At 69.6% G+C, this 19,490-nt stretch carries 18 protein-coding genes; 12 read left to right on the top strand and 6 right to left on the bottom strand.

Annotated elements, in window-relative coordinates:
- Positions 1–102: 102 nt before the first annotated feature.
- Positions 103–1,980 (top strand): ATP-dependent zinc metalloprotease FtsH, encoded by a 1,878-nt coding sequence (gene ftsH, locus O4N75_RS20820; RefSeq protein ID WP_267231627.1) that lies wholly within the window; start codon positions 103–105, stop codon positions 1,978–1,980.
- 87 nt (positions 1,981–2,067) lie between these two features.
- The gene (folP, locus tag O4N75_RS20815) at positions 2,068–2,880 is read left to right on the top strand and encodes a dihydropteroate synthase (RefSeq protein WP_269627306.1); all 813 of its coding nucleotides are present in this window, start codon (positions 2,068–2,070) and stop codon (positions 2,878–2,880) included.
- Here folP and O4N75_RS20810 read toward each other — a convergent pair.
- A complete protein-coding gene (locus tag O4N75_RS20810; RefSeq protein WP_269627305.1) occupies positions 2,877–3,611 on the bottom strand; it encodes an SDR family oxidoreductase in 735 nt (244 codons plus the stop codon). The two genes, folP and O4N75_RS20810, sit on opposite strands and share 4 nt — an antisense overlap.
- 96 nt (positions 3,612–3,707) lie before the next feature.
- On the opposite strand from O4N75_RS20810, the gene thiD reads away from it, so the two are divergent.
- Together thiD and O4N75_RS20800 are read left to right on the top strand one after the other, a co-directional pair.
- Complete coding sequence (gene thiD / locus O4N75_RS20805; RefSeq protein ID WP_269627304.1) at positions 3,708–4,511, top strand: bifunctional hydroxymethylpyrimidine kinase/phosphomethylpyrimidine kinase; 804 nt, start codon at positions 3,708–3,710, stop codon at positions 4,509–4,511.
- Complete coding sequence (locus tag O4N75_RS20800) at positions 4,508–5,083, top strand: nucleotidyltransferase family protein (RefSeq protein WP_269627303.1); 576 nt, start codon at positions 4,508–4,510, stop codon at positions 5,081–5,083. The genes thiD and O4N75_RS20800 overlap by 4 nt, the downstream gene beginning before the upstream one ends.
- Before the next feature lie 37 nt (positions 5,084–5,120).
- On the opposite strand, the gene O4N75_RS20795 is transcribed toward O4N75_RS20800, so the two are convergent.
- From O4N75_RS20795 to O4N75_RS20785, 3 genes are all read right to left on the bottom strand, one after another.
- Complete coding sequence (locus O4N75_RS20795; protein ID WP_269627302.1) at positions 5,121–5,564, bottom strand: GNAT family N-acetyltransferase; 444 nt, start codon at positions 5,562–5,564, stop codon at positions 5,121–5,123.
- Between the two features lie 93 nt (positions 5,565–5,657).
- Positions 5,658–6,020, bottom strand: coding sequence for a hypothetical protein (locus O4N75_RS20790; protein WP_269627301.1), 363 nt, complete (start codon positions 6,018–6,020; stop codon positions 5,658–5,660).
- 120 nt (positions 6,021–6,140) lie between these two features.
- Positions 6,141–8,039: an ATP-binding protein gene (locus O4N75_RS20785; RefSeq protein WP_269627300.1), complete on the bottom strand. Its 1,899-nt coding sequence runs from the start codon at positions 8,037–8,039 to the stop codon at positions 6,141–6,143.
- 214 nt (positions 8,040–8,253) lie between these two features.
- Here O4N75_RS20785 and O4N75_RS20780 point away from each other — a divergent pair, with 214 nt between their 5' ends.
- The 5 genes from O4N75_RS20780 to O4N75_RS20760 all read left to right on the top strand — a co-directional run bounded on the left by O4N75_RS20780 (position 8,254) and on the right by O4N75_RS20760 (position 12,484).
- A complete protein-coding gene (locus O4N75_RS20780; RefSeq protein ID WP_267231634.1) occupies positions 8,254–8,589 on the top strand; it encodes a hypothetical protein in 336 nt (111 codons plus the stop codon).
- 64 nt (positions 8,590–8,653) lie between these two features.
- Positions 8,654–9,079, top strand: a complete 426-nt coding sequence (locus O4N75_RS20775; protein WP_269627299.1) for a hypothetical protein — start codon at positions 8,654–8,656, stop codon at positions 9,077–9,079.
- Positions 9,080–9,211: 132 nt separating this feature from the next.
- The gene (locus tag O4N75_RS20770; protein ID WP_269627298.1) at positions 9,212–10,381 is read left to right on the top strand and encodes a phosphoserine transaminase; all 1,170 of its coding nucleotides are present in this window, start codon (positions 9,212–9,214) and stop codon (positions 10,379–10,381) included.
- Between the two features lie 85 nt (positions 10,382–10,466).
- Positions 10,467–12,041: a phosphoglycerate dehydrogenase gene (gene serA, locus O4N75_RS20765; RefSeq protein ID WP_269627297.1), complete on the top strand. Its 1,575-nt coding sequence runs from the start codon at positions 10,467–10,469 to the stop codon at positions 12,039–12,041.
- A gap of 71 nt (positions 12,042–12,112) precedes the next feature.
- On the top strand, positions 12,113–12,484 hold the full coding sequence (locus O4N75_RS20760) for a hypothetical protein (protein WP_269627296.1): 372 nt from the start codon (positions 12,113–12,115) through the stop codon (positions 12,482–12,484).
- On the opposite strand, the gene O4N75_RS20755 is transcribed toward O4N75_RS20760, so the two are convergent.
- Together O4N75_RS20755 and O4N75_RS20750 are read right to left on the bottom strand one after the other, a co-directional pair.
- Positions 12,481–12,744 carry a MoaD/ThiS family protein gene (locus O4N75_RS20755; RefSeq protein ID WP_269627295.1) on the bottom strand — a complete coding sequence of 88 codons (264 nt, stop codon included), beginning with the start codon at positions 12,742–12,744 and terminating at the stop codon, positions 12,481–12,483. The genes O4N75_RS20760 and O4N75_RS20755 overlap by 4 nt on opposite strands.
- A complete protein-coding gene (locus tag O4N75_RS20750; RefSeq protein WP_269627294.1) occupies positions 12,744–13,868 on the bottom strand; it encodes a glycosyl hydrolase in 1,125 nt (374 codons plus the stop codon). Before O4N75_RS20750 ends, O4N75_RS20755 begins: the two co-directional genes overlap by 1 nt.
- A gap of 109 nt (positions 13,869–13,977) precedes the next feature.
- Here O4N75_RS20750 and O4N75_RS20745 point away from each other — a divergent pair, with 109 nt between their 5' ends.
- Genes O4N75_RS20745 through O4N75_RS20735 form a run of 3 tightly spaced genes read left to right on the top strand, consistent with a single transcriptional unit; the run spans position 13,978 to position 19,458 of the window.
- A complete protein-coding gene (locus O4N75_RS20745) occupies positions 13,978–14,760 on the top strand; it encodes a protein imuA (RefSeq protein WP_269627293.1) in 783 nt (260 codons plus the stop codon).
- Positions 14,684–16,252 carry a DUF6504 family protein gene (locus tag O4N75_RS20740; RefSeq protein ID WP_269627292.1) on the top strand — a complete coding sequence of 523 codons (1,569 nt, stop codon included), beginning with the start codon at positions 14,684–14,686 and terminating at the stop codon, positions 16,250–16,252. Before O4N75_RS20745 ends, O4N75_RS20740 begins: the two co-directional genes overlap by 77 nt.
- The gene (locus O4N75_RS20735; protein ID WP_269627291.1) at positions 16,249–19,458 is read left to right on the top strand and encodes an error-prone DNA polymerase; all 3,210 of its coding nucleotides are present in this window, start codon (positions 16,249–16,251) and stop codon (positions 19,456–19,458) included. Before O4N75_RS20740 ends, O4N75_RS20735 begins: the two co-directional genes overlap by 4 nt.
- The last annotated feature ends 32 nt before the right edge of the window (positions 19,459–19,490 follow it).

Genomic DNA, 19,490 nt, shown 5'->3' with positions numbered 1-19,490 from the left:
AGCGAACCGCGATATTCGGTCGCGCGGCACGAGGCTTGCTAGTGCCCATGGCCACTCCCACCTACAGTGGGCTTTGAGAGACACTTTTCACGAAGGCGCGTCATGAACCTGCGTAATCTCGCCATCTGGGGCGTCATCGTCGTCGTCCTGATCGGCCTCTACAGCATGATGACCGGCGGCAGTCAGGCGGCCGGGGCTTCGGGCCAGATCTCCTACTCGCAGCTGCTGAGCAAGGTGAACGCCGGCGAGGTCAAGTCCGCGACGTTCCGCGGCACGGCGATCGAGATCAAGGACGCGGGCGGCAAGTCGTACACCGCGCTGACCCCGAACAATCAGGACGACCTGATCAAGCGGCTGGAGTCCGGCGGCGCCGACATCAATGTGAAGTCGGCCGGCGGCGGGCTGCTGGGCCTGTTCCTGAACAGCCTGCCGATCCTGCTGCTGATCGGCGTCTGGATCTTCTTCATGCGTCAGATGCAGGGCGGCGCCCGCGGCGCCATGGGCTTCGGCAAGTCCAAGGCCAAGATGCTGACCGAGAACAAGAACCGCGTGACCTTCGACGACGTCGCCGGCGTGGACGAGGCCAAGGAAGAGCTGACCGAGATCGTCGACTTCCTGAAGGATCCGCAGAAGTTCCAGCGCCTGGGCGGCAAGATCCCGAAGGGCGCCCTGATGGTCGGCCCTCCCGGCACCGGTAAGACCCTGCTGGGCCGCGCCGTCGCGGGCGAAGCCGGCGTGCCGTTCTTCTACATTTCCGGTTCGGACTTCGTCGAAATGTTCGTCGGCGTCGGCGCCAGCCGCGTGCGCGACATGTTCGAGCAGGCCAAGAAGAACAGCCCCTGCATCATCTTCATCGACGAAATCGACGCCGTCGGCCGTCACCGCGGCGCCGGCCTGGGCGGCGGCAACGACGAGCGCGAGCAGACCCTCAACCAACTGCTGGTCGAGATGGACGGCTTCGACCCGTCGGAAGCGATCATCGTCATCGCCTCGACCAACCGTCCGGACGTCCTGGACCCGGCGCTGCTGCGTCCCGGCCGCTTCGACCGCCAGGTCGTGGTGCCGAACCCGGACATCGGCGGCCGCGAGCGCATCCTGCGCGTCCACATGAAGAACGTGCCGCTGGCGGCCGACGTCGAGGTCAAGACCATCGCCCGCGGCACCCCCGGATTCTCCGGCGCGGACCTGGCCAACCTGGTCAACGAAGCGGCCCTGATGGCTGCGCGCAAGAACCGGCGCATGGTCACCCAGCGCGACTTCGAGGACGCCAAGGACAAGGTCATGATGGGCGCCGAGCGCAAGTCCATGGCCATGACCGAGGATGAAAAGCGCCTGACCGCTTACCACGAGGGCGGCCACGCCCTGATCGCCCTGAACGTCCCGGCCACCGACCCGGTGCACAAGGCCACGATCATCCCGCGCGGCCGCGCCCTGGGCATGGTCATGCAGCTGCCCGAGCGCGACCAGCTGTCGATGTCCTACGAGCAAATGACCTCGCGCCTGGCCATCCTGATGGGCGGCCGGATGGCCGAGGAACTGATCTTCGGCAAGGACAAGATCACCTCGGGCGCCTCGTCCGACATCGACCAGGCGACCAAGCTGGCCCGCGCCATGGTCACCAAGTGGGGCTTCTCCGACAAGCTCGGCGTGGTGTCCTACGGCGAGAACCAGGACGAGGTGTTCCTCGGCCACTCGGTCTCGCGCACCCAGTCGGTTTCGGAAGAGACGGCCAACCTGATCGACGCGGAAGTGAAGCGCCTGGTCCAGGGCGGCTTCGACGAGGCCCGCCGGATTCTGACCGAGAAGATGGACGACCTGCACACCCTGGCCAAGGCCCTGCTCGAGTACGAGACCCTGAGCGGCGACGAGATCATCAACGCGCTGAAGGGCGTCCCGCCCGTGCGCGACGACGCCGATTCCAAGCGGCCCACGGGGCCGTCGGTGGCGGTGCCGATCTCGCCGCGGCCTGAACCGGCCTAAGGCTGGCCCAGACCTAGCGACCTTGACGCCCTCCCGGCCCCGCGCCAGGAGGGCGTCTTGCTGTTTGCGCCGTGAGGAGGCTGGCCCATGTCCGGTTCGGTGAAGGTCATGGGGATCGTCAACGTCACCCCCGACAGTTTCTCGGACGGCGGGCGGTTCCTCGATCCGCAGGCCGCGCTGGTCCATGCGCGGCGGCTGATCGCCGAGGGCGCGGATATCCTCGACGTCGGGGCGGAATCGACCCGCCCCGGCTCCGAGCCGGTGTCCGCTGAGGACGAGATCGCCCGGGCCGTGCCGCTGATCGCGGCGATCCGGGCCGAGAGCCCGGTCGCCATCTCGATCGACACGATGAAGCCGCAGGTGGCCCGCGCCGCGGTCGCTGCGGGCGCGAACATCTGGAATGACGTCGCGGCCCTGCGCTACGCCCCGGACGGACCGCGGGCCGCCGCCGAGCTCGGCTGCGACCTGGTGCTGATGCACATGCGCGGCGAGCCGCGGACCATGCAGGCCGACCCGCAGTACGACGACGTCGTGGCCGAGGTCTGCGCCTTCCTGGCCGAACGGGCGGAGGCGGCCCTGGCGGCCGGCGTGGCGCGCGAGAAGATCTGGCTCGACCCCGGCGTCGGATTCGGCAAGCGGCCCGAGCACAACCTGGCGCTCATCGCCCGGTTGGACGAGGTCGCGGCCCTCGGCTTCCCGGTGCTGCTGGGCGTCAGCCGCAAGCGGTTCATCGCCGCCCTTGATCCGGTCGGCGGGGCGGCGTTGGACGGGCGTCTGGCGGGATCGCTGGCCGCGGTCCTTGCCGGCGTCCAGCGCGGGGCCGCGGTCCTGCGCGTGCACGACGTCGCCGAGACGGTGCAGGCGCTGAAGGTCTGGGAGGCGGTCGCCGCCGCCCGCTAGCCGCGGCCGACGAACGGCATCTTGGTCGCCATCACGGTCATGAACTGGACGTTGGCGTCCAGCGGCAGGCCGGCCATGAACACCACCGCGCCGGCGACCGCCTTTACGTCCATCAGCGGCTCGGGCGCGAACGAGCCGTCGGCCTGGGGTACGCCCTTGGCCATGGCCAACGTCATCTCGGTCGCCGCGTTGCCGATGTCGATCTGGCCGCAGGCGATATCGTAGGCCCGTCCCTCAAGCGAGGTCGAGCGGGTCAGGCCGGTGATCGCGTGCTTGGTGGCGGTGTAGGCGACCGAATACGGCCGTGGCGCGTGCGCCGAGATCGAGCCGTTGTTGATGATCCGCCCGCCGCGCGGGTCCTGGGCCTTCATCAGCCGGAACGCGGCCCGCGTGCAGAGGAAGGCGCCGGTGAGGTTGGCGTCGACCACGCGCCGCCAGGCGTCCAGCGACAGGTCCTCCAGCCGCCCACCGGCCGAGACGCCGGCGTTGTTGAACAGAACGTCCAGCCGCCCGAACCGGGTGCGGGCCGCCTCGAACGCGGCCTCGACGCCGGCTTCGTCGGCGATGTCGGCGGCGTGGATCAGGGCCTGGCCGGGCAGGGCGGCGGCGGTTTCCTCCAGCTTGTCGGCCCTGCGGCCGACGAGGACGAGGCTGTAGCCGGCTTCACCGAGGGCGATCGCGCTGGCGCGGCCGATCCCGGAACCGGCCCCGGTGACGAGGGCGACTTTCATGCTGCGAAGGTTAGCAGCGGCCCGGGCGCCAGCGCCACAGTGGACAGCTGCGGAAATCCCGATGCATTCGCCGCCCGCTCGCGCTACCTCGTGGCCATGAGCGAGACCTTGGGCCGAGTGCTGATCATCGCGGGCTCGGATTCCGGCGGCGGCGCCGGGATCCAGGCCGACATCAAGACCGTGACCATGCTGGGCGCCTATGCGGCGACGGCGATCACCGCGGTGACGGTGCAGAACACCCTGGGGGTCACCGGCGTCCACCCGATCCCGGTCGAGGTGGTCGCGGCCCAGGCCCGGGCGGTGCTGGACGATATCGGCGCCGACGCGATCAAGACCGGCATGCTGGGCGACGTGGCCATGGTGCAGGCGGTGGCGGACATCCTCGACAGCACGTCGGCGCCGGCGGTGATCGATCCGGTGATGGTCGCCAAGGGCGGCTCGAACCTGCTGGCGCCCGAGGCGGTGGACGCGGTGCGCAACATGATGATCCCGCGCGCGGCGCTGCTGACCCCCAACGCCCCGGAGGCCCAGGCCCTGACCGGTCTGGCGGTCGAGAGCCTGGACGACCAGCGCCGGGTCGGCGAGGCGCTGCTGAAGCTCGGCGCCCGCGCGGTGCTGATGAAGGGCGGCCACGTGCCCGGCGAGACCGTCACCGACGTGCTGCTGACGCCGCAGGGCGAGACCACCTACGAGGGCGAACGCATCCACACCCGCCACACCCACGGCACGGGCTGCACTTTGGCCTCGGCTTGCGCCGCCGGCCTGTCGCAGGGGCTGCCGCTGACCGAGGCGGTGGCCCGCGCCTGGGCCTATGTGCATGAGGCGATGCGCGCCGCGCCGGGGCTCGGCGGCGGCCATGGTCCGCTGGACCATGGCTGGGCGCTGCGGGGCGGCAAATGAGCGGCGAGCTTTCCGCGCGCCTGGAGGCCGTCGTCCGCGCGACCCCCAGCCTCATGCATGTGCTGACCACGGTGCGCGGCCTGGCCCTGCCGGACTGGCTGGTGTTTTCGGGCGCCGTCTATCAGCCGGTGCTGAACCACCTGACCGGCCGTGATCCCGACCACGGGATCAAGGACTACGACCTCGGCTACTTCGATGCGTCAGACACCTCCTATGAGGCCGAGGATGTGGTGATCCGCCAGGTCGCCGCGGTCTTCGAGCCGCCGTTCCAGGAGATGGTCGAGGTCCGCAACCAGGCGCGCGTGCACCTCTGGTTCGAGCAGAAGTTCGGCGAGCCCTACGAACCGTTGACCTCCAGCGCCCAGGCGTTGTCGCGGTTCACCTCGACCGTCTTCGCGGTCGGCGTGCGGCTGGAAGACGACGACCGACTGACCGTCCACGCGCCGTTCGGCCTGGAGGACCTGTTCGCCATGCGCCTGCGGCCGAACCCCAGCCGTGCGACCGGCGGCTTCCTGCGCACGGCCCAGGCGGCGCAGCGCCGTTGGCCGGAACTGGCGATCCTCGAGGCCTAGAGCCTACCTACTCACGATGGATCATCGTGAGCAGGGTCTAGGGATAGCCGGGGCCGCGGATCTCCATCCAGCGGTCGACGCCGGTCAGCGGCGCAAAGCCGAACTGGCTGTAGAGGCCGTGGGCGTCGCGGGTCGCCAGGTGCAGGCGCCGAAGGCCCTGCAGGTCGGGGTGGGCCTTCAGATAGGCCATCAGCCGCTTGCCGAGGCCTTGTCCGCGGGCGGCCTCATCGACGAACACGTCGCAGATCCAGCCGAAGGTCGCCCGGTCGGTCACCACGCGGGCCATGGCGACCATCGCGCCGTCCGTCCCGTAGGCGCCGACGGCCAGGCTGTTGGCGATCGCGGCGCGAAAGGTCGCCTCCGGAATGCCCAGGCCCCAGTAGCTTCGTCCGCCGATCCAGCCGTGCGCGCGGTCGATGTCGAAGCGCTGCGCATCGTCGCTGATGCGGATCCCGTCGTCGTGAGCGATCTCGTAGGCCATGGCGTCCTCCCCGCCGCCAGTCTGGCGCGGCCGGGCGCACGCGAAAAGGGGCGGCCGCGAGGCCGCCCCTTCCTGGTGTCCCCAGCTCTCGCCTCAGCGGCGGTAGTCGGGGCCGTAGCCGTAGCCGTAGCGGCGGTCGTCGCGGTCCACGCGGCGCGCCAGCTGGTCATAGCGCCGGTCGATGTCCCGGCGCTCCCACTGGCTGAAGCCGTCGCGGCTGTAGCGCCAGGCCAGGCGTTCGGTGTTGCTCACCTCGCGACGCAGCCACGAGGCCGCGCCCGAGTTCAGGGTTCCCCGGCGCTCGGCGCGCTCGATGCGCCACATCAGGCGGTCGGCGCGATCGTTGTCGTAGCGCTGGTGGCGTTCGTAGCCGCCGCCGTACGGCTGGGCCGCAGCGGGCGCGGCGGCGGCGGCCAGGGCGGAGGCCGCGGTCAGGGCCAGAACGAGCTTTTTCATGACGGTCCTCCTTGGACATCGGCGTCGCTGGGCAGCGACGTTGATGGCAGAAGACCATGGGCGACCTGAAACGCTTCTGAGGCCGCCGTTGTCTGTCGTTCAGCTTGCCCGCGGGCGCGGTCAGGCCGCGGCCACGGCTCCGCTGGCGGCGCCGGCCGCGGCGGCCTCGGTCAGGGCCCGGCTGATCGCCTCGTAGAGCTTGGCGATCTCGATCGGCTTGGCCACGTGGCCGTCCATGCCGGCGGCCAGGTACTCTTCGACCTGATGCGACAGGGCGTTGGCCGTCAGGGCGATGATCGGGGTGCGCGGGCGGCCGGCCTCGCGCTCGGCCCCGCGGATGGCGCGGGCGGAGTCGATGCCGTCCATGACCGGCATCTGGATGTCCATCAGGATCAGGTCATAAGACCCATCGCGCCAGGCCTCGAAGGCCAGACGGCCGTTGGCGACGATGTCGATGTCGATGCCCAGCGAGCCCATGACCGCGGCCAGGACCTGTTGGTTGGTCGGGTTGTCCTCGGCGGCCAGCAGGCGCAGGGCGCCTTCGTCGGCCTCCTCAGCGGCCTGCGGCGCGACCGGCGCCTCGACGGCCAGCTCGCCGCGGTCCAGCGGCAGCTCGACGGTGAACACCGAGCCCTGGCCCTCGCGGCTCTCGACGCTGATCACGCCGCCCATCATCTGGGTCAGCTCGCGGCAGATGGCCAGGCCCAGCCCGGTGCCGCCGAAGCGACGGGTCGCGGAATTGTCGGCCTGGGTGAACTTCTCGAACAGCCCGGCCTGCTTTTCGGTGGCGATGCCGACGCCGCTGTCGCGGACCACCAGGCGCAGCACGCCCGAGGGCGCGACGTCGAAGCACGCGCTGACTTCCCCCTGCAGGGTGAACTTGACGGCGTTGGACAGCAGGTTGCCGACGATCTGGCGGATGCGGTCGGCGTCGCCGCGCCAGGCGCCGCGCGCCTCCTCGGCCACCTCGACCTTGAAATCCAGGCCCTTGCCCTGGGCGATCACCGAGAACGAGTCGCGGGTCGGGGAAATGGCGGTGTCCAGGTCGAAGTCGTCGACCAGCAGGGTGAGCTTGCCGGCCTCGATCTTGGAGAGGTCGAGCACGTCGTTGAGCACGGCCAGCAGCAGGCCGCCGGATTGGCGGATGACGTCCAGGCGCTCGCGCTGCACCTGGGTCAGGTCGCCCATCGACATGACCTCGGCCATGGCCAGCACGCCGTTGAGCGGAGTGCGGATCTCGTGGCTCATGTTCGCCAGGAACTGCGACTTCAGCACGTTGGCGGCGTTGGCCGCGTCACGCGCCTCGACCAGTTCGCGCAGGGTCCGCTGCAGCGCCTGCTCACGCTCGTCGAGCTTCGCCAATAGGTGGTTGAAGCTGTCGGTCAGACTGCGGAACAGGGCGTCGTCAGCTTCAACCTCGACGGGCGCGAAGCGGCCGCTGGCGGCGACGTCGTGCATTGCTTCGGACAGCTTGAGCACGGGCGCAATCACCCGAGAGGCGAGTCCGCGGGCCAGGAACAGCGCTACGCCCACGCCTCCGAACAGCAGGGCCAGGGTCAGGGCGACGAACTGCGGCAGCAGCGCGGTGAGGGCGGGGGTCTCGAAGGTCAGACTCAGTTCGCCGACCTTGCGGTCGGCCGCCATCACCGGGGTGGTGATCACCTCGAACGACTCCGACATCAGCGGTTCGGGGCGCCGGAAGCTGGCGACGGTCGCGCCCGAGGCGTCTTTCAACACCGCCAGGGTGACGCTGCCGTCGCTGCCGAGCGTAGCAATGGAGTGCTTTGCGCTGTCGCGATCCTGGGCGGCGAGGGCGGGAGCGGCGGCGCTGGCCACGACCTCGGAGAGCGCCCGGTGGGCTTGGTGGTTCTGTTCGCGGGCGACGGCCCACTGCTGAAGCATGAACGTCAGGCAGGCGGCCACCAGTACGACCACGGTCGTGATCAGGGCCACCCCCGCCACGCGCGCGTGGAAGGTCATCTGGGGCCGCGAGACGGTGGTGCGAGGCTGGTCAGTCATGGCGCCGGGGCTTCATCCGAGCTCTCGATTTAGGCGAATTCTCCTAACGGTTCGCTTCCAGACGGCTCGCTTGAGGGGCGAACTGTGGCGCCAAAGCCACGATCACAACCGTCGAGCGATAAAATCGTGGTTAACGGAACATGAATCTCCTAGGTAGAATTTAACCTCCGGTTTACCTTGACGGAGTTGGTTAATTTCCTCGGAGGGGTTCCCCATGGAAAAGGCGTTTGTCGCGCAGCGTGTCGCGACCAAGTTGTTCTCGACGGAAGCGGCGGTTGACCAGGCCATGGTCGAAGCCACTGAACTGCTGGCGGATCTGCTGAAGGCCCGCTCGGAAGTTAACGCCTCGCTCGTCTTCGCTGACGAAGTGCAGGTGAAGATGGTGGAAGCCATCAAGGCCCTGGGAGAAGCCCGGAGCTCCATGGTCGGCGTGCACAACGAGCTGGCGGAAGCCCAGCTGCGCCTCGGCATCCGCACCAAGCTCGGCTACATGGACAAGCCGGCCATGCGGAAGCGCGAAACCGTGACGGCGATGCGCGAAGTCGGCTGAGCCGATTTGGTTGCAATAGATTAACTGGTGCTGCGCCCCTAATGCGAGTTAGGGGCGCAGTGCTATGCCGACATCACCGATCGTTCTTGGCCTGATCGCCCTCACCTTGGGAATCTCGCTGCTGGCCCTCTGGAAGGGCACATTCGCCGAGCGGGTCGGCGGCGCCATTGTCGGCGCCAACGTCGTGCTGTCGATCCTGAGCGGACTGCTGTTGCCGGACTCGGCCCAGGCGCTCGCCCGGCTCACCCTGGACGGCCTCACCGCCATCGGCCTGCTGATCATCACCGTCAGCTTCGCCAGTTTCTGGCTCGGCGGCGTCATGTTGCTCTATGCGGTGCAGTTCAGTCTGCACGCGTTCTACATCGTCACGTCGCGTCCCGTCGACATGCTGTACATCTGGATCAACAACCTGAATTTCCTGGGAATCAGCGCCTGCCTGCTGGGCGGCGCGGTGGTCGGCCTGCTCCAGCGCCGACGACGGGCGGCCTAGCCGCGCAGGGTGCGCCGGCGACGAACGTCCGAAAATTTTCGCTTGCGCTGCGCCGCGATCCGGAGTTTCTCCGCCGCGGGCCACACCCCCCCAACGGGGTGCTGCTCATCTGTAAGGATGGGAGACATCGCTATGACGACCCTCGCCAAGCCGGCCATGCGCCCGGCTCGCCCCGAGTTTTCTTCCGGCCCGTGCGCCAAGCGCCCCGGCTGGACCCCCGAAAATCTCCAGAACGCCGTGCTCGGCCGCTCGCACCGCTCGAAGCTGGGCAAGACGCGCCTGCAGGAAGCGATCGACCGCACCCGTCAGGTGCTGGAGGTTCCGGACGACTTCCTGATCGGCATCGTGCCCGGATCGGACACCGGCGCCGTGGAAATGGCGATGTGGTCGATGCTGGGTCCCAAGCCGGTCCAGTTGCTGGCCTTCGAGAGCTTCGGCAAGGACTGGGTCACCGACGTGACCAAGCAGCTGAAGCTGCCGGCCGAAGTCCTGGATGCGCCGTACGGCGAACTGCCGGACCTGACCAAGGTGCGCAAGGACGCCGACCTGGTCTTCACCTGGAACGGCACCACCTCGGGCGTCCGCGTCCCGAACGCCGACTTCATCGCCGCCGACCGTGAAGGCATCACCATCTGCGACGCCACCAGCGCCGCCTTCGCCCAGGATCTCGACTGGGCCAAGCTCGATGTCGTGACCTTCTCCTGGCAGAAGGCGCTGGGCGGCGAGGGCGCGCACGGGATCCTGATCCTGTCGCCGCGCGCGGTCGCCCGGCTGGAAAGCTACACCCCGGCCTGGCCGATGCCGAAGCTGTTCCGCATGACCAAGGCCGGCAAGCTGGCCAAGGACATCTTTGAAGGCGCGACGATCAACACGCCCTCGATGCTCTGCGTGGAAGACGCCATCGACGCCCTGAAGTGGGGCGCCCAGATCGGCGGCCTGGCCGAGATGCAGCGCCGCGCCGACGCCAACCTGGCGGCCCTGGCCGCCTGGGTCGAAAAGACCGACTGGGTGGACTTCCTGGCCGCCGACCCGGCGACCCGCTCGAACACCTCGGTCTGCCTGAAGGTGGTCGACGCCCGCGTCGCGGCCCTGGCCGACGACGTCCAGGCCGACTTCGCCAAGAAGCTGGCCTCGGTGCTCGAAAAGGAGGGCGCGGCCCTCGACATCGGCGGCTACCGCGACGCCCCGGCCGGCCTGCGCATCTGGTGCGGCGCCACGGTCGAGACCTCGGACATCGAGGCCCTGACCCCGTGGCTCGACTGGGCGTTCGCCACGACCCTCGAGCAGCTGCAAGCCGCCTAGAGCCCTACTCGCGTCCTCGTGACTTCACGCCCGAAAACCGCGTGGAGCCGAGGACGCCTATCCTCATTCCTGCAAGGAAACCCCCATGCCCCGCGTCCTTATCGCCGACAAGCTGAGCCCGGCCGCCATCGACATCTTCAAGCAGCGCGGCGTCGACGCCGACGTGAAGACCGGTCTGTCGAAAGAAGAACTGCTCAAGATCATCAACGACTATGACGGCCTGGCCGTCCGCTCGGCCACCAAGGCCGACAAGGACGTCATCGCCGCCGCCGGCAACCTGAAGGTCATCGGCCGCGCCGGCATTGGCGTGGACAATGTCGACATCCCTGCCGCGACCTCCAAGGGGATCGTGGTGATGAACACCCCGTTCGGCAACTCGATCACCACCGCCGAACACGCCATCGCCATGATGTTCGCCCTGGCCCGCCAGCTGCCGGCCGCCGACGTCTCGACCCAGGCCGGCAAGTGGGAAAAGAACCGATTCATGGGCGTGGAGCTCTACGCCAAGACGCTCGGCCTGATCGGGGCCGGCAACATCGGCGGCATCGTCGCCGACCGCGCCAACGGCTTGAAGATGAAGGTCGTCGCCTACGACCCCTTCCTGTCGGCTGAACGCGCCGTCGAGATGGGCGTCGAGAAGGTTGAGCTGGATGACCTGCTGGCCCGCGCCGACGTCATCACCCTGCACACCCCGCTGACCGACAAGACCCGCAATATCCTGTCGGCCGAGAACCTGGCCAAGACCAAGAAGGGCGTGCTGATCATCAACTGCGCCCGCGGCGGCCTGGTCGACGAAGCGGCCCTGCGCAAGGGCCTGGACGAGGGTCACATCGGCGGCGCCGCCTTCGACGTGTTCGTCGAGGAGCCGGCCAAGGACAACGTGCTGTTCGGCGCCGAGAACTTCATCGCCACCCCGCACCTGGGCGCTTCGACCATGGAAGCCCAGGAGAACGTGGCCCTGCAGGTGGCCGAGCAGATGAGCGACTACCTGCTCACCGGCGCGGTCTCCAACGCCCTCAACAGCCCGTCGGTCACGGCCGACGAAGCCCCGAAGCTGAAGCCGTTCGTGGCCCTGGCCGAGCGCCTGGGCGCCTTCGCCGGCCAGATGGTCGACGTCGAGGTCAAGGCCGTGGACATCGCCTACGAGGGCGAAGTCGCCAACCTCAACACCCGCCCGCTGACCGCTGCGGCGCTGGCCGGCGCCCTGCGTCCGATGCTGGCCGAGGTGAACATGGTTTCGGCTCCGGCCGTGGCCAAGGACCGCGGCATCACCGTCTCGGAGAGCAAGCAGGACGACTCGCCGATCTTCGACAGCCTGGTCCGGATCACCGTCACCACGGCGCTCGGCAAGCGTTCGTTCGCCGGCACCGTGATCGCCGGCGCGCCGCGCGTGGTCGAGGTCAAGGGCATGGACCTGGACGCCCCGTTCGCCACGACGATGCTGTACGTCAACAACCTCGACAAGCCGGGCTTCATCGGCGCGCTCGGCGCGCTGCTGGCCGAGGCCCAGGTCAACATCGCGACCTTCAACCTCGGTCGCGTCTCGGCCGGGGAAGACGCCATCGCCCTGGTCGGCGTCGACCAGGATCCGGGCGACGCGCTGGTCGAGAAGATCCGCGCCCTGCCGCACGTCAAGGAAGCGCGCACCCTGCGCTTCTGATCCGCCAGAGGCCGCGCCGCCTTGCCGGGCGGCGCGGCCTCGCGCAACCTCGGCCTCCGCAGGGAGGCCATATGACCCAGACGCCGCAGCCCCTGAGCCGCGAGAAGTACACGCGACCTGTGCCGGGCGGCCGGGGCCTCTGGTGGACCGACCGGCTGTGGGCGCTCGCCGCCGACCTGCCCATCGAGCGGGTGAAGCTCGCCGACATCGCCGAGTTCGACGTCGACTGCTGGTTCCAGGAGCGCCACGTCCCCACCGTCCGCAAGGTGGCCGAGCATGCGCGGCGGATCTTCGACGCCGATCTCGCCTATCCGGTGATCCTCTGCGCCGAGGGCCGGCTGATGGACGGCGGCCACCGGCTGGCCAAGGCCTGGATGGAGGGGCGCGAGGAGATCGCCGCCGTCCGCTTTCCGATCACGCCGGAGCCCGACGAGATCCTCTAGCCGCCCGAGAGCGCCCCGAAGATCAGCACCTCGTCGGTCTCGTCCACCGGCTGGCCGATGTCCTTGGCGCGGTCGCCGTTCCGGAAGATGCGCATGTGGCGGCGGATTCGGTCCTGCTCGTCGACCACGCGGAACTTCAGGCCCGGGAAGCGGCGGTCCAGGTCGTCGAGCACCTGCTCGATGCTGCCGCCCGCCGCCGCCAGCCGGCTGACCCCGTCGGTGTAGGAGGTCAGCTGCGAGGGGATGAACACCTGAACCATCAGAGCGGCGCGGCCACCACGGAATAGATCTCCGGCAGGTGCCGGGCGATCGGCCGCCAGCCCGCGCCCTCGTCGTCGCTCATCCAGACCTCGCCGTTGGTGGCGCCCAGATAGAGCCCGACCGGGTCATTGGCGTCGGCGCAGAAGGCCTGGCGCTTGACCGTGAACCAGCCCTGCTCGGCCGGAAAACCGGCGTCATGGCGCCGCCAGCTCCTGCCGGCGTCGTGGGTGCGGTAGACCGCCGGTCGCCCGCCCGGGCTGGTGCGCGGCCAGACCTCGGTGCCGTCCATCGGAAACACCCAGGCGCTGTCGGCGTCGCGCGGGTGCGGGACGATGGTGAAGCCGATGTCGCCGATTTCTTCCGGCATGGCCTGGCCGATCCGGTCCCAGCGTTCGGCCGGGCGGTCGAGACGGTAGATGCCGCAGTGGTTCTGCTGCCAGATGCGGTCGGGCATGGTGGGAGCCAGCGCGATATAGTGCGCGTCCTGGCCGTATTCCGGATAGGGGTCGGGGAAGAAGTTGGCCTCCACCCCTTGGTTCAGCGGCTTCCAGGTCGCCGCCTGGTCGAGGCTTTCGAACACGCCGCCGGTCGAGGTGGCGATGTACATGTGACGGGGATCGCGCGGGTCGATCTGGATCTGGTTGAGCAGCGCCCCGTCGGGGGTGCCGCCGTCGGCCGGGCACCAGTCCCAGTAGTTCGGATGGTCGTTGAAGCCGGCGACGCTGTCCCAGGTCGCCCCGCCGTCAGCGCTGCGGAACAGGCCGGGCGGCGAGGTTCCGGCCCACCAGACGCCAGGTTCGCCGGCGTGGCCGGGCTCCAGCCAGAAACTGTGATCGACCGCGCGGGCCGGTCCGTCGCCCTCGACCTTGGGAAAGGCAGGCGGCCGCTCGGCTTCGGCCCAGCTCCGGCCCTCGTCGGTGGAGCGGAAGATCGTCGGCCCGAGATGGCCGGTCGAGGCGGCCATCAGCAGGGTCTTTCCGTCGCGCGGATCGAGCACCAGGTGATTGACGATATGGCCGAGGAAGATCGGGCCCTGCACCGACCAGGCCTGTCGCGCGGCGTCGCTGCGATAGATCCAGGCGCCCTTGCGGGTGCCGACGAGAAGCTGAACTGCGGCGGACATAGGACCTCCCGTTCGTCTCTTTCCACCGAGCATAGCACCACCGCGAGGTGCTTGACTCTCTCGTCGTCGAAACTAGAACAAAAGTAGAACTTCGGAGAACGAAAAATCCATGTCCGGTTTTCGCGACAGCCGACTGGCGGCTCTCAAGGCGAAGATCGCCGCCCTCGAGGCGGGCAGGCGGGCGGACTCCGAGTCCCTGCCGTTCGGGGCCGGGACGATCGATGCCTGCCTGCCGGGCGGCGGGCTGCCGCTGGGCCAATGGCACGAACTGCTGGGCGCCGGAATGGAGACCGAACTCGGCGCCTGTCCGGCCGCCTTCGCCGCCCTGGCCGCTGCGCCGCTGGCCCGCCGCGGACAGGCGGTGTGGATCCTGCGGCGGGACGACCTTTTCGCCCCCGGCCTGGTCGGGCTGGGCTTTCCGGCCGAACGGCTGATCCAGGTCTGCGCCCGCGACGAGGACGAGGCCTTGGCGGTGGCCGAGGACGCGCTGTCGACCCTCGGCGTGGCGGCCGTCTTCGCCGAGGTGGAAGGTGTGGACCTGACAGCCGGGCGGCGGCTGCAACTGGCCTGCGAGAAGCATGGGGCCACCGGCTTCATGATCCGCCGCCGGCCCTATGGCGGGGCGGCGCGCAAGGAGACGGCGGGCTCGGCCGCCGCCACCCGTTGGAAGATCACGCCTGCGCCCAGCGACCCTGGGCCGGGGGAATTCGGCCTCGGGCCGCCGCGCTGGCGGGTCGAACTGGAGCGCTGCCGGGGCGGGAGGACCGGCGCATGGCTGATGGAAGCCGAGGCCGCATACACCTGGGAGGCCGAGAATGGCCCGCATCCTCTGCGTCTGGTCGCCGAACTGGGCGATCGCCAACTGGCGCCGGCGCAACGCCTCGCCAGCTGAGAAGCTGTCCGTGGTTCCTCCAGTCTTGGGGGAGAAAGAGCGGCCCCGTCCCTTCGCCCTGGTCGAGACCGTCAGGGGCGCGCGGCGGCTGGCGGCGGCGGACAAGGCGGCCCGCGCGCTCGGCCTGTTCGCCGGTCAGAAGGCGACCGACGCCATGGCCCTGGTCCCCGACCTGATCGTCGCCGACAGCGAGCCGGAGGCCGATGCCGAGGCCCTGACCGCCTTGGCCGACTGGTCGGTGCGGTTCTCGCCGGCCGTGGCCGAGGCTGCGCCCGACGGTCTCTTCCTCGACATCAGCGGCGTCGCGCACCTGTGGGGCGGCGAGGCGCAACTGCTCGCCGACTATCGCGCCCGACTGGCGGCCAACGGGATCTTCGTGCGCGGCGCAGTCGCCGACACGCCCGGCGCGGCCTGGGCGCTGGCCCACTACGGCAAGGGCGCGGAGATCATCGTCCCGCCGAACGGCCAGGCCGACCTGCTGGCCTATCTGCCGCCGGCCGCCCTGCGGCTGGACCCGGCGGCGGCCGCCCAGATGGAGCGGCTGGGCCTGCGGCTGCTGTTGCAGGTCCTGGGCATGCCGCGCGCGCCGCTGGCCCGCCGGTTCGGCCAGCAGACCCTGGTGCGGATCGACCAGGCCATGGGCCGCGCGGAAGAGGCGCTGAGCTTTCGCCGCCCGCCGCATCCCTGGTTCGCGCGGCTGGCCTTCTTCGAGCCGATCAGCGCCCTGGAGGACCTGCAGCGGGTGACGCGCGACGTCGCCGCCAAGCTGTGCGCGCGCCTGGAGCAGGAGGGGCGGGGCGCCCGCCGCTTCCGCCTGGTCTTTCACCGGCTCGACGGCCGGGCCCTGCCGCTGGAAGTCGGGCTGGCGCTCGCCGCCCGCGACCCGGCCCGGATCGCCAAGCTGCTGGCCCCCAAGCTGGAGACCCTCGACCCCGGCTTCGGGATCGACGTGGTCACCCTCGAGGCCGAGGCGGTGGAGGCGGTGTCCGGTCGCCAGGTCCGCCTGGACGCGCGCGCCGAGCCGGCGATCGAGGAGGGGCTCGGCCCGCTGGTCGACCGGCTGAGCAACCGCCTGGGCGGCGAGCGGGTCTGGAGGACCGCGCCGGTGCAGAGCCACGTGCCCGAGCTGTCGGCCCGTCCGGCGCCGCCGTTGGCCGCCATACCGCCGCAGGCTTGGAGCCCGGAGGCGCCGCGGCCGGTGCGGCTGTTCCGTCAGCCCGAACCGCTGGACCTGGTCATGGCCCTGACCCCCGACGACCCGCCGCGGCAGTTTCAGTGGCGCAAGCGCCTGCACCGCGTGGCCCGGGCCGAGGGCCCAGAGCGCATCGGCGAGGAGTGGTGGCGCGGCGATATCGATGGCGTCAGCGTCGGCCACGTCCGCGACTACTACCGGGTGGAGGACCAGGACGGGGCGCGGTTCTGGGTCTATCGCGAGGGGCTTTACGAAGACGGCGTCCCGGCCCGCTGGTGGCTGCACGGGGTGTTCGGATGACCCGCTACGCCGAGCTCCAGGTCGCCACCAATTTCTCGTTCCTGCGCGGCGCCTCGCATCCCTGGGAGCTGGTCTCGGCGGCCGGCATGCTGGGGATGGCGGCGATCGGAATCACCGACCGCAACTCGCTGGCCGGGGTGGTGCGGGCCTGGACGCAGATGCGTTCGATGGCGGAGACGCCGTTCGCGGTGAAGGCCCTGACCGGCTGCCGGCTGGACTTCGCCGACGGGACGCCGTCGCTGCTCTGCTACCCTTCCGACCGCGAGGCCTATGGCCGCCTGACCCGGCTGCTGACGCTCGGCCAGCTGCGGGCGGGGAAGGGCGGCTGTGAGCTGCATTGGGGCGACTTCGCCGATCACGCCGAAGGCCAGCTGGTGCTGATCGTGCCGCCGACCCGTCTGGACGAGGCGTTCGAGCGCCAGGTCGTCCAGATCGGCGGCGACCTGCGCGGCGATGTTTGGCTGGCGGCGTCGCGGTCCTATGGCTCCCGCGATCTGCAACGGATGTCGCGGCTGACGGCGCTGGCCGAACGGTCCGGCGCCCCGATGGTCGCCACCAACGACGTCCTCTACCATGCCCCGGAACGGCGTCCGCTGCAGGACGTGCTGACCTGCATCCGCGAGACCTGCACCATCCACGAGGCGGGCCTGCGGCTGGCGGCCAACGCCGAACGGCACCTGAAGGCGCCGGCCGAAATGAGCCGGCTGTTCACCCGCTTTCCCGGCGCGGTCGAACGCAGCCTAGAGATCGTCGAGCGGATCGATTTCGACCTCTCCCAGCTCAGCTACGAATATCCCGACGAACCGGTGCCGCCGGGCAAGAGCGCGATCCAGCATCTGCGCGACCTGACCTGGGAGGGCGCGTCCTGGCGGTTCGAAAAGGGCATGGGCGAGAAGGAGCGCCGCACCCTCGAGCACGAGCTCGACCTGATCGAGAAGCTCGGCTTCGCCAACTATTTCCTGACCGTCCACGACATCGTCGCCTGGGCGCGCGAGCAGGACATCCTCTGCCAGGGCCGCGGCTCGGCGGCCAATTCCTGCGTCTGCTTCTGCCTGGGGGTTACTGCGGTCGACCCGACCAAGGATGACCAGGACCTGCTGTTCTCGCGCTTCATCTCGGAAAAGCGCGGCGAGCCGCCGGACATCGACGTCGACTTCGAGCACGCCCGCCGCGAGGAGGTGATGCAGTACGTCTATCGCCGCTACGGCCGTGACCGCGCCGCCATCGTCGCCACCGTCATCCACTACCGCCCGCGCATGGCGATCCGCCAGGTCGGCAAGGCGCTGGGCCTGACCGAGGACGTCACCGCCGCCCTGGCCGGCACCATCTGGGGCAGCTGGGGCGAGGAGGTGCCCGACAGCTACATCGTCCAGGCGGGGCTGGATCCGGCCAATCCGGAGATCCGCCGCGCGGTGCGGCTGGCGACCGAGCTGCTGAAGTTCCCGCGCCACCTGTCGCAGCACGTCGGCGGCTATGTGCTGACTCAGCGGCGGCTGGACGAGACCGTGCCGATCGGCAACGCGGCCATGAAGGACCGCACCTTCATCGAGTGGGACAAGGACGACATCGACGCGCTGGGCCTGATGAAGGTCGACGTGCTGGCGCTGGGCATGCTGACCGCCCTGAAAAAGAGCTTCGACATGATCCCGGAGGGAGACGTCGGCCGGAAGGTCACCGACATCGCCCACATCCCGCAGGAGGTCCCCGAGGTCTACGAGATGCTGAGCCGGGCCGACTCGATCGGCGTCTTCCAGGTCGAGAGCCGGGCGCAGATGTCGATGCTGCCGCGGCTGAAGCCGAGGAAGTTCTATGACCTGGTCATCGAGGTGGCGATCGTCCGCCCCGGCCCGATCCAGGGCGACATGGTCCATCCCTACCTGAAGCGCCGCGACGGGATCGAGCCGGTCGACTATCCGCGCCCGGGACCTGAGCATCCCCAGGACGAGCTGCAGGCCATTCTCGGCAAGACCCTGGGCGTGCCGCTGTTCCAGGAACAGGCGATGCGCATCGCCATCGAGGCGGCGAAGTTCTCCGAGAACGACGCCGACGGCCTGCGCCGTTCGATGGCCACTTTCCGCCACCTCGGCAGCGTCGGCGAGTACGAGACCAAGTTCCTGGAGGGCATGAAGGGCCGCGGCTACGACCCGGCCTTCGTCGAGCGTTGCTTCAAGCAGATCGAAGGCTTCGGCTCCTATGGCTTCCCGGAGAGCCACGCGATCAGCTTCGCGCTGCTGGTCTACGCCTCGGCCTGGGTGAAATGGCGCTGGCCCGACGCCTTCCTGGCCTCGCTGCTGAATAGCCAGCCGATGGGCTTCTACCAGCCGGCCCAGCTGGTCCGCGACGCGCGCGAGCATGGGGTGGAGGTGCGCGGCCCCGACGTGCTGGCCAGCGACTGGGACTGCACCCTGGAGCCGGCGAGCCGGGAGGACCGTCTGCGCGCGGTGCGGCTGGGCCTGCGCCAGGTCAAGGGGTTCAGCGACAAGGAGGCCGAACGTCTGGTGGAGGCTCGAAATGCCGGCGTGCGCAGCGTCGAGGGCTTTGCGGTCCACGCCGGGCTGTCGCGCCGTTCGCTGGAACTGCTGGCCGAGGCCGACGCCTTCGCCTCGCTGGGCCTGTCCCGCCGCCAGGCGTTGTGGGCGGTGAAGGGGCTGGCCGACGAGACCAATAGTCTGAAGGACGCGCCGCTGCTCGCCGCCATGGGGGTCAAGGAACATCAGGTCGAGCTGCCGCTGATGAACCTGCCGCAGGAGGTGGAGGAGGACTACCGCACCACCAGCCTGTCGCTGCGCGCCCATCCGATCAGTTTCTTCCGCGAAAGCCTCAACAGCCTTGGCGCGGTGAAGGCCCGCGACCTGGCGAAGATGCGCGACCGGAGACTGGTCACGGTCGGGGGCCTGGTGCTGGTGCGCCAACGGCCGGGCACGGCCAAGGGCGTCACCTTCATGACCCTGGAGGACGAGACCGGCGTGGCCAACATCGTGGTCTGGCAGGACGCCTTCGCCGCCAATCGCCGGCTGGTGATGACCTCGTCCTTCCTGGTGGTGCACGGCCAGATCCAGAGCGAGAGCAACGTCATCCACGTGGTCGCCCGCCGGTTCACCGATCTCTCGCCCCGCCTGGCCGAGATGAAGGACGAAGATGGGCCGGCGCCGCGCATCCGCAACCGGGTGACCGGCGGCCTGATCCGCAGCCGCGACTTCCACTGAACCTTGACCTGCCGGGGTTTGCGCCGAATTCT

This window comes from Phenylobacterium sp. NIBR 498073, from assembly GCF_027286305.1.
Taxonomy (GTDB): Bacteria; Pseudomonadota; Alphaproteobacteria; order Caulobacterales; family Caulobacteraceae; genus Phenylobacterium.
This window is presented reverse-complemented; position numbering and strand designations above follow the sequence as displayed.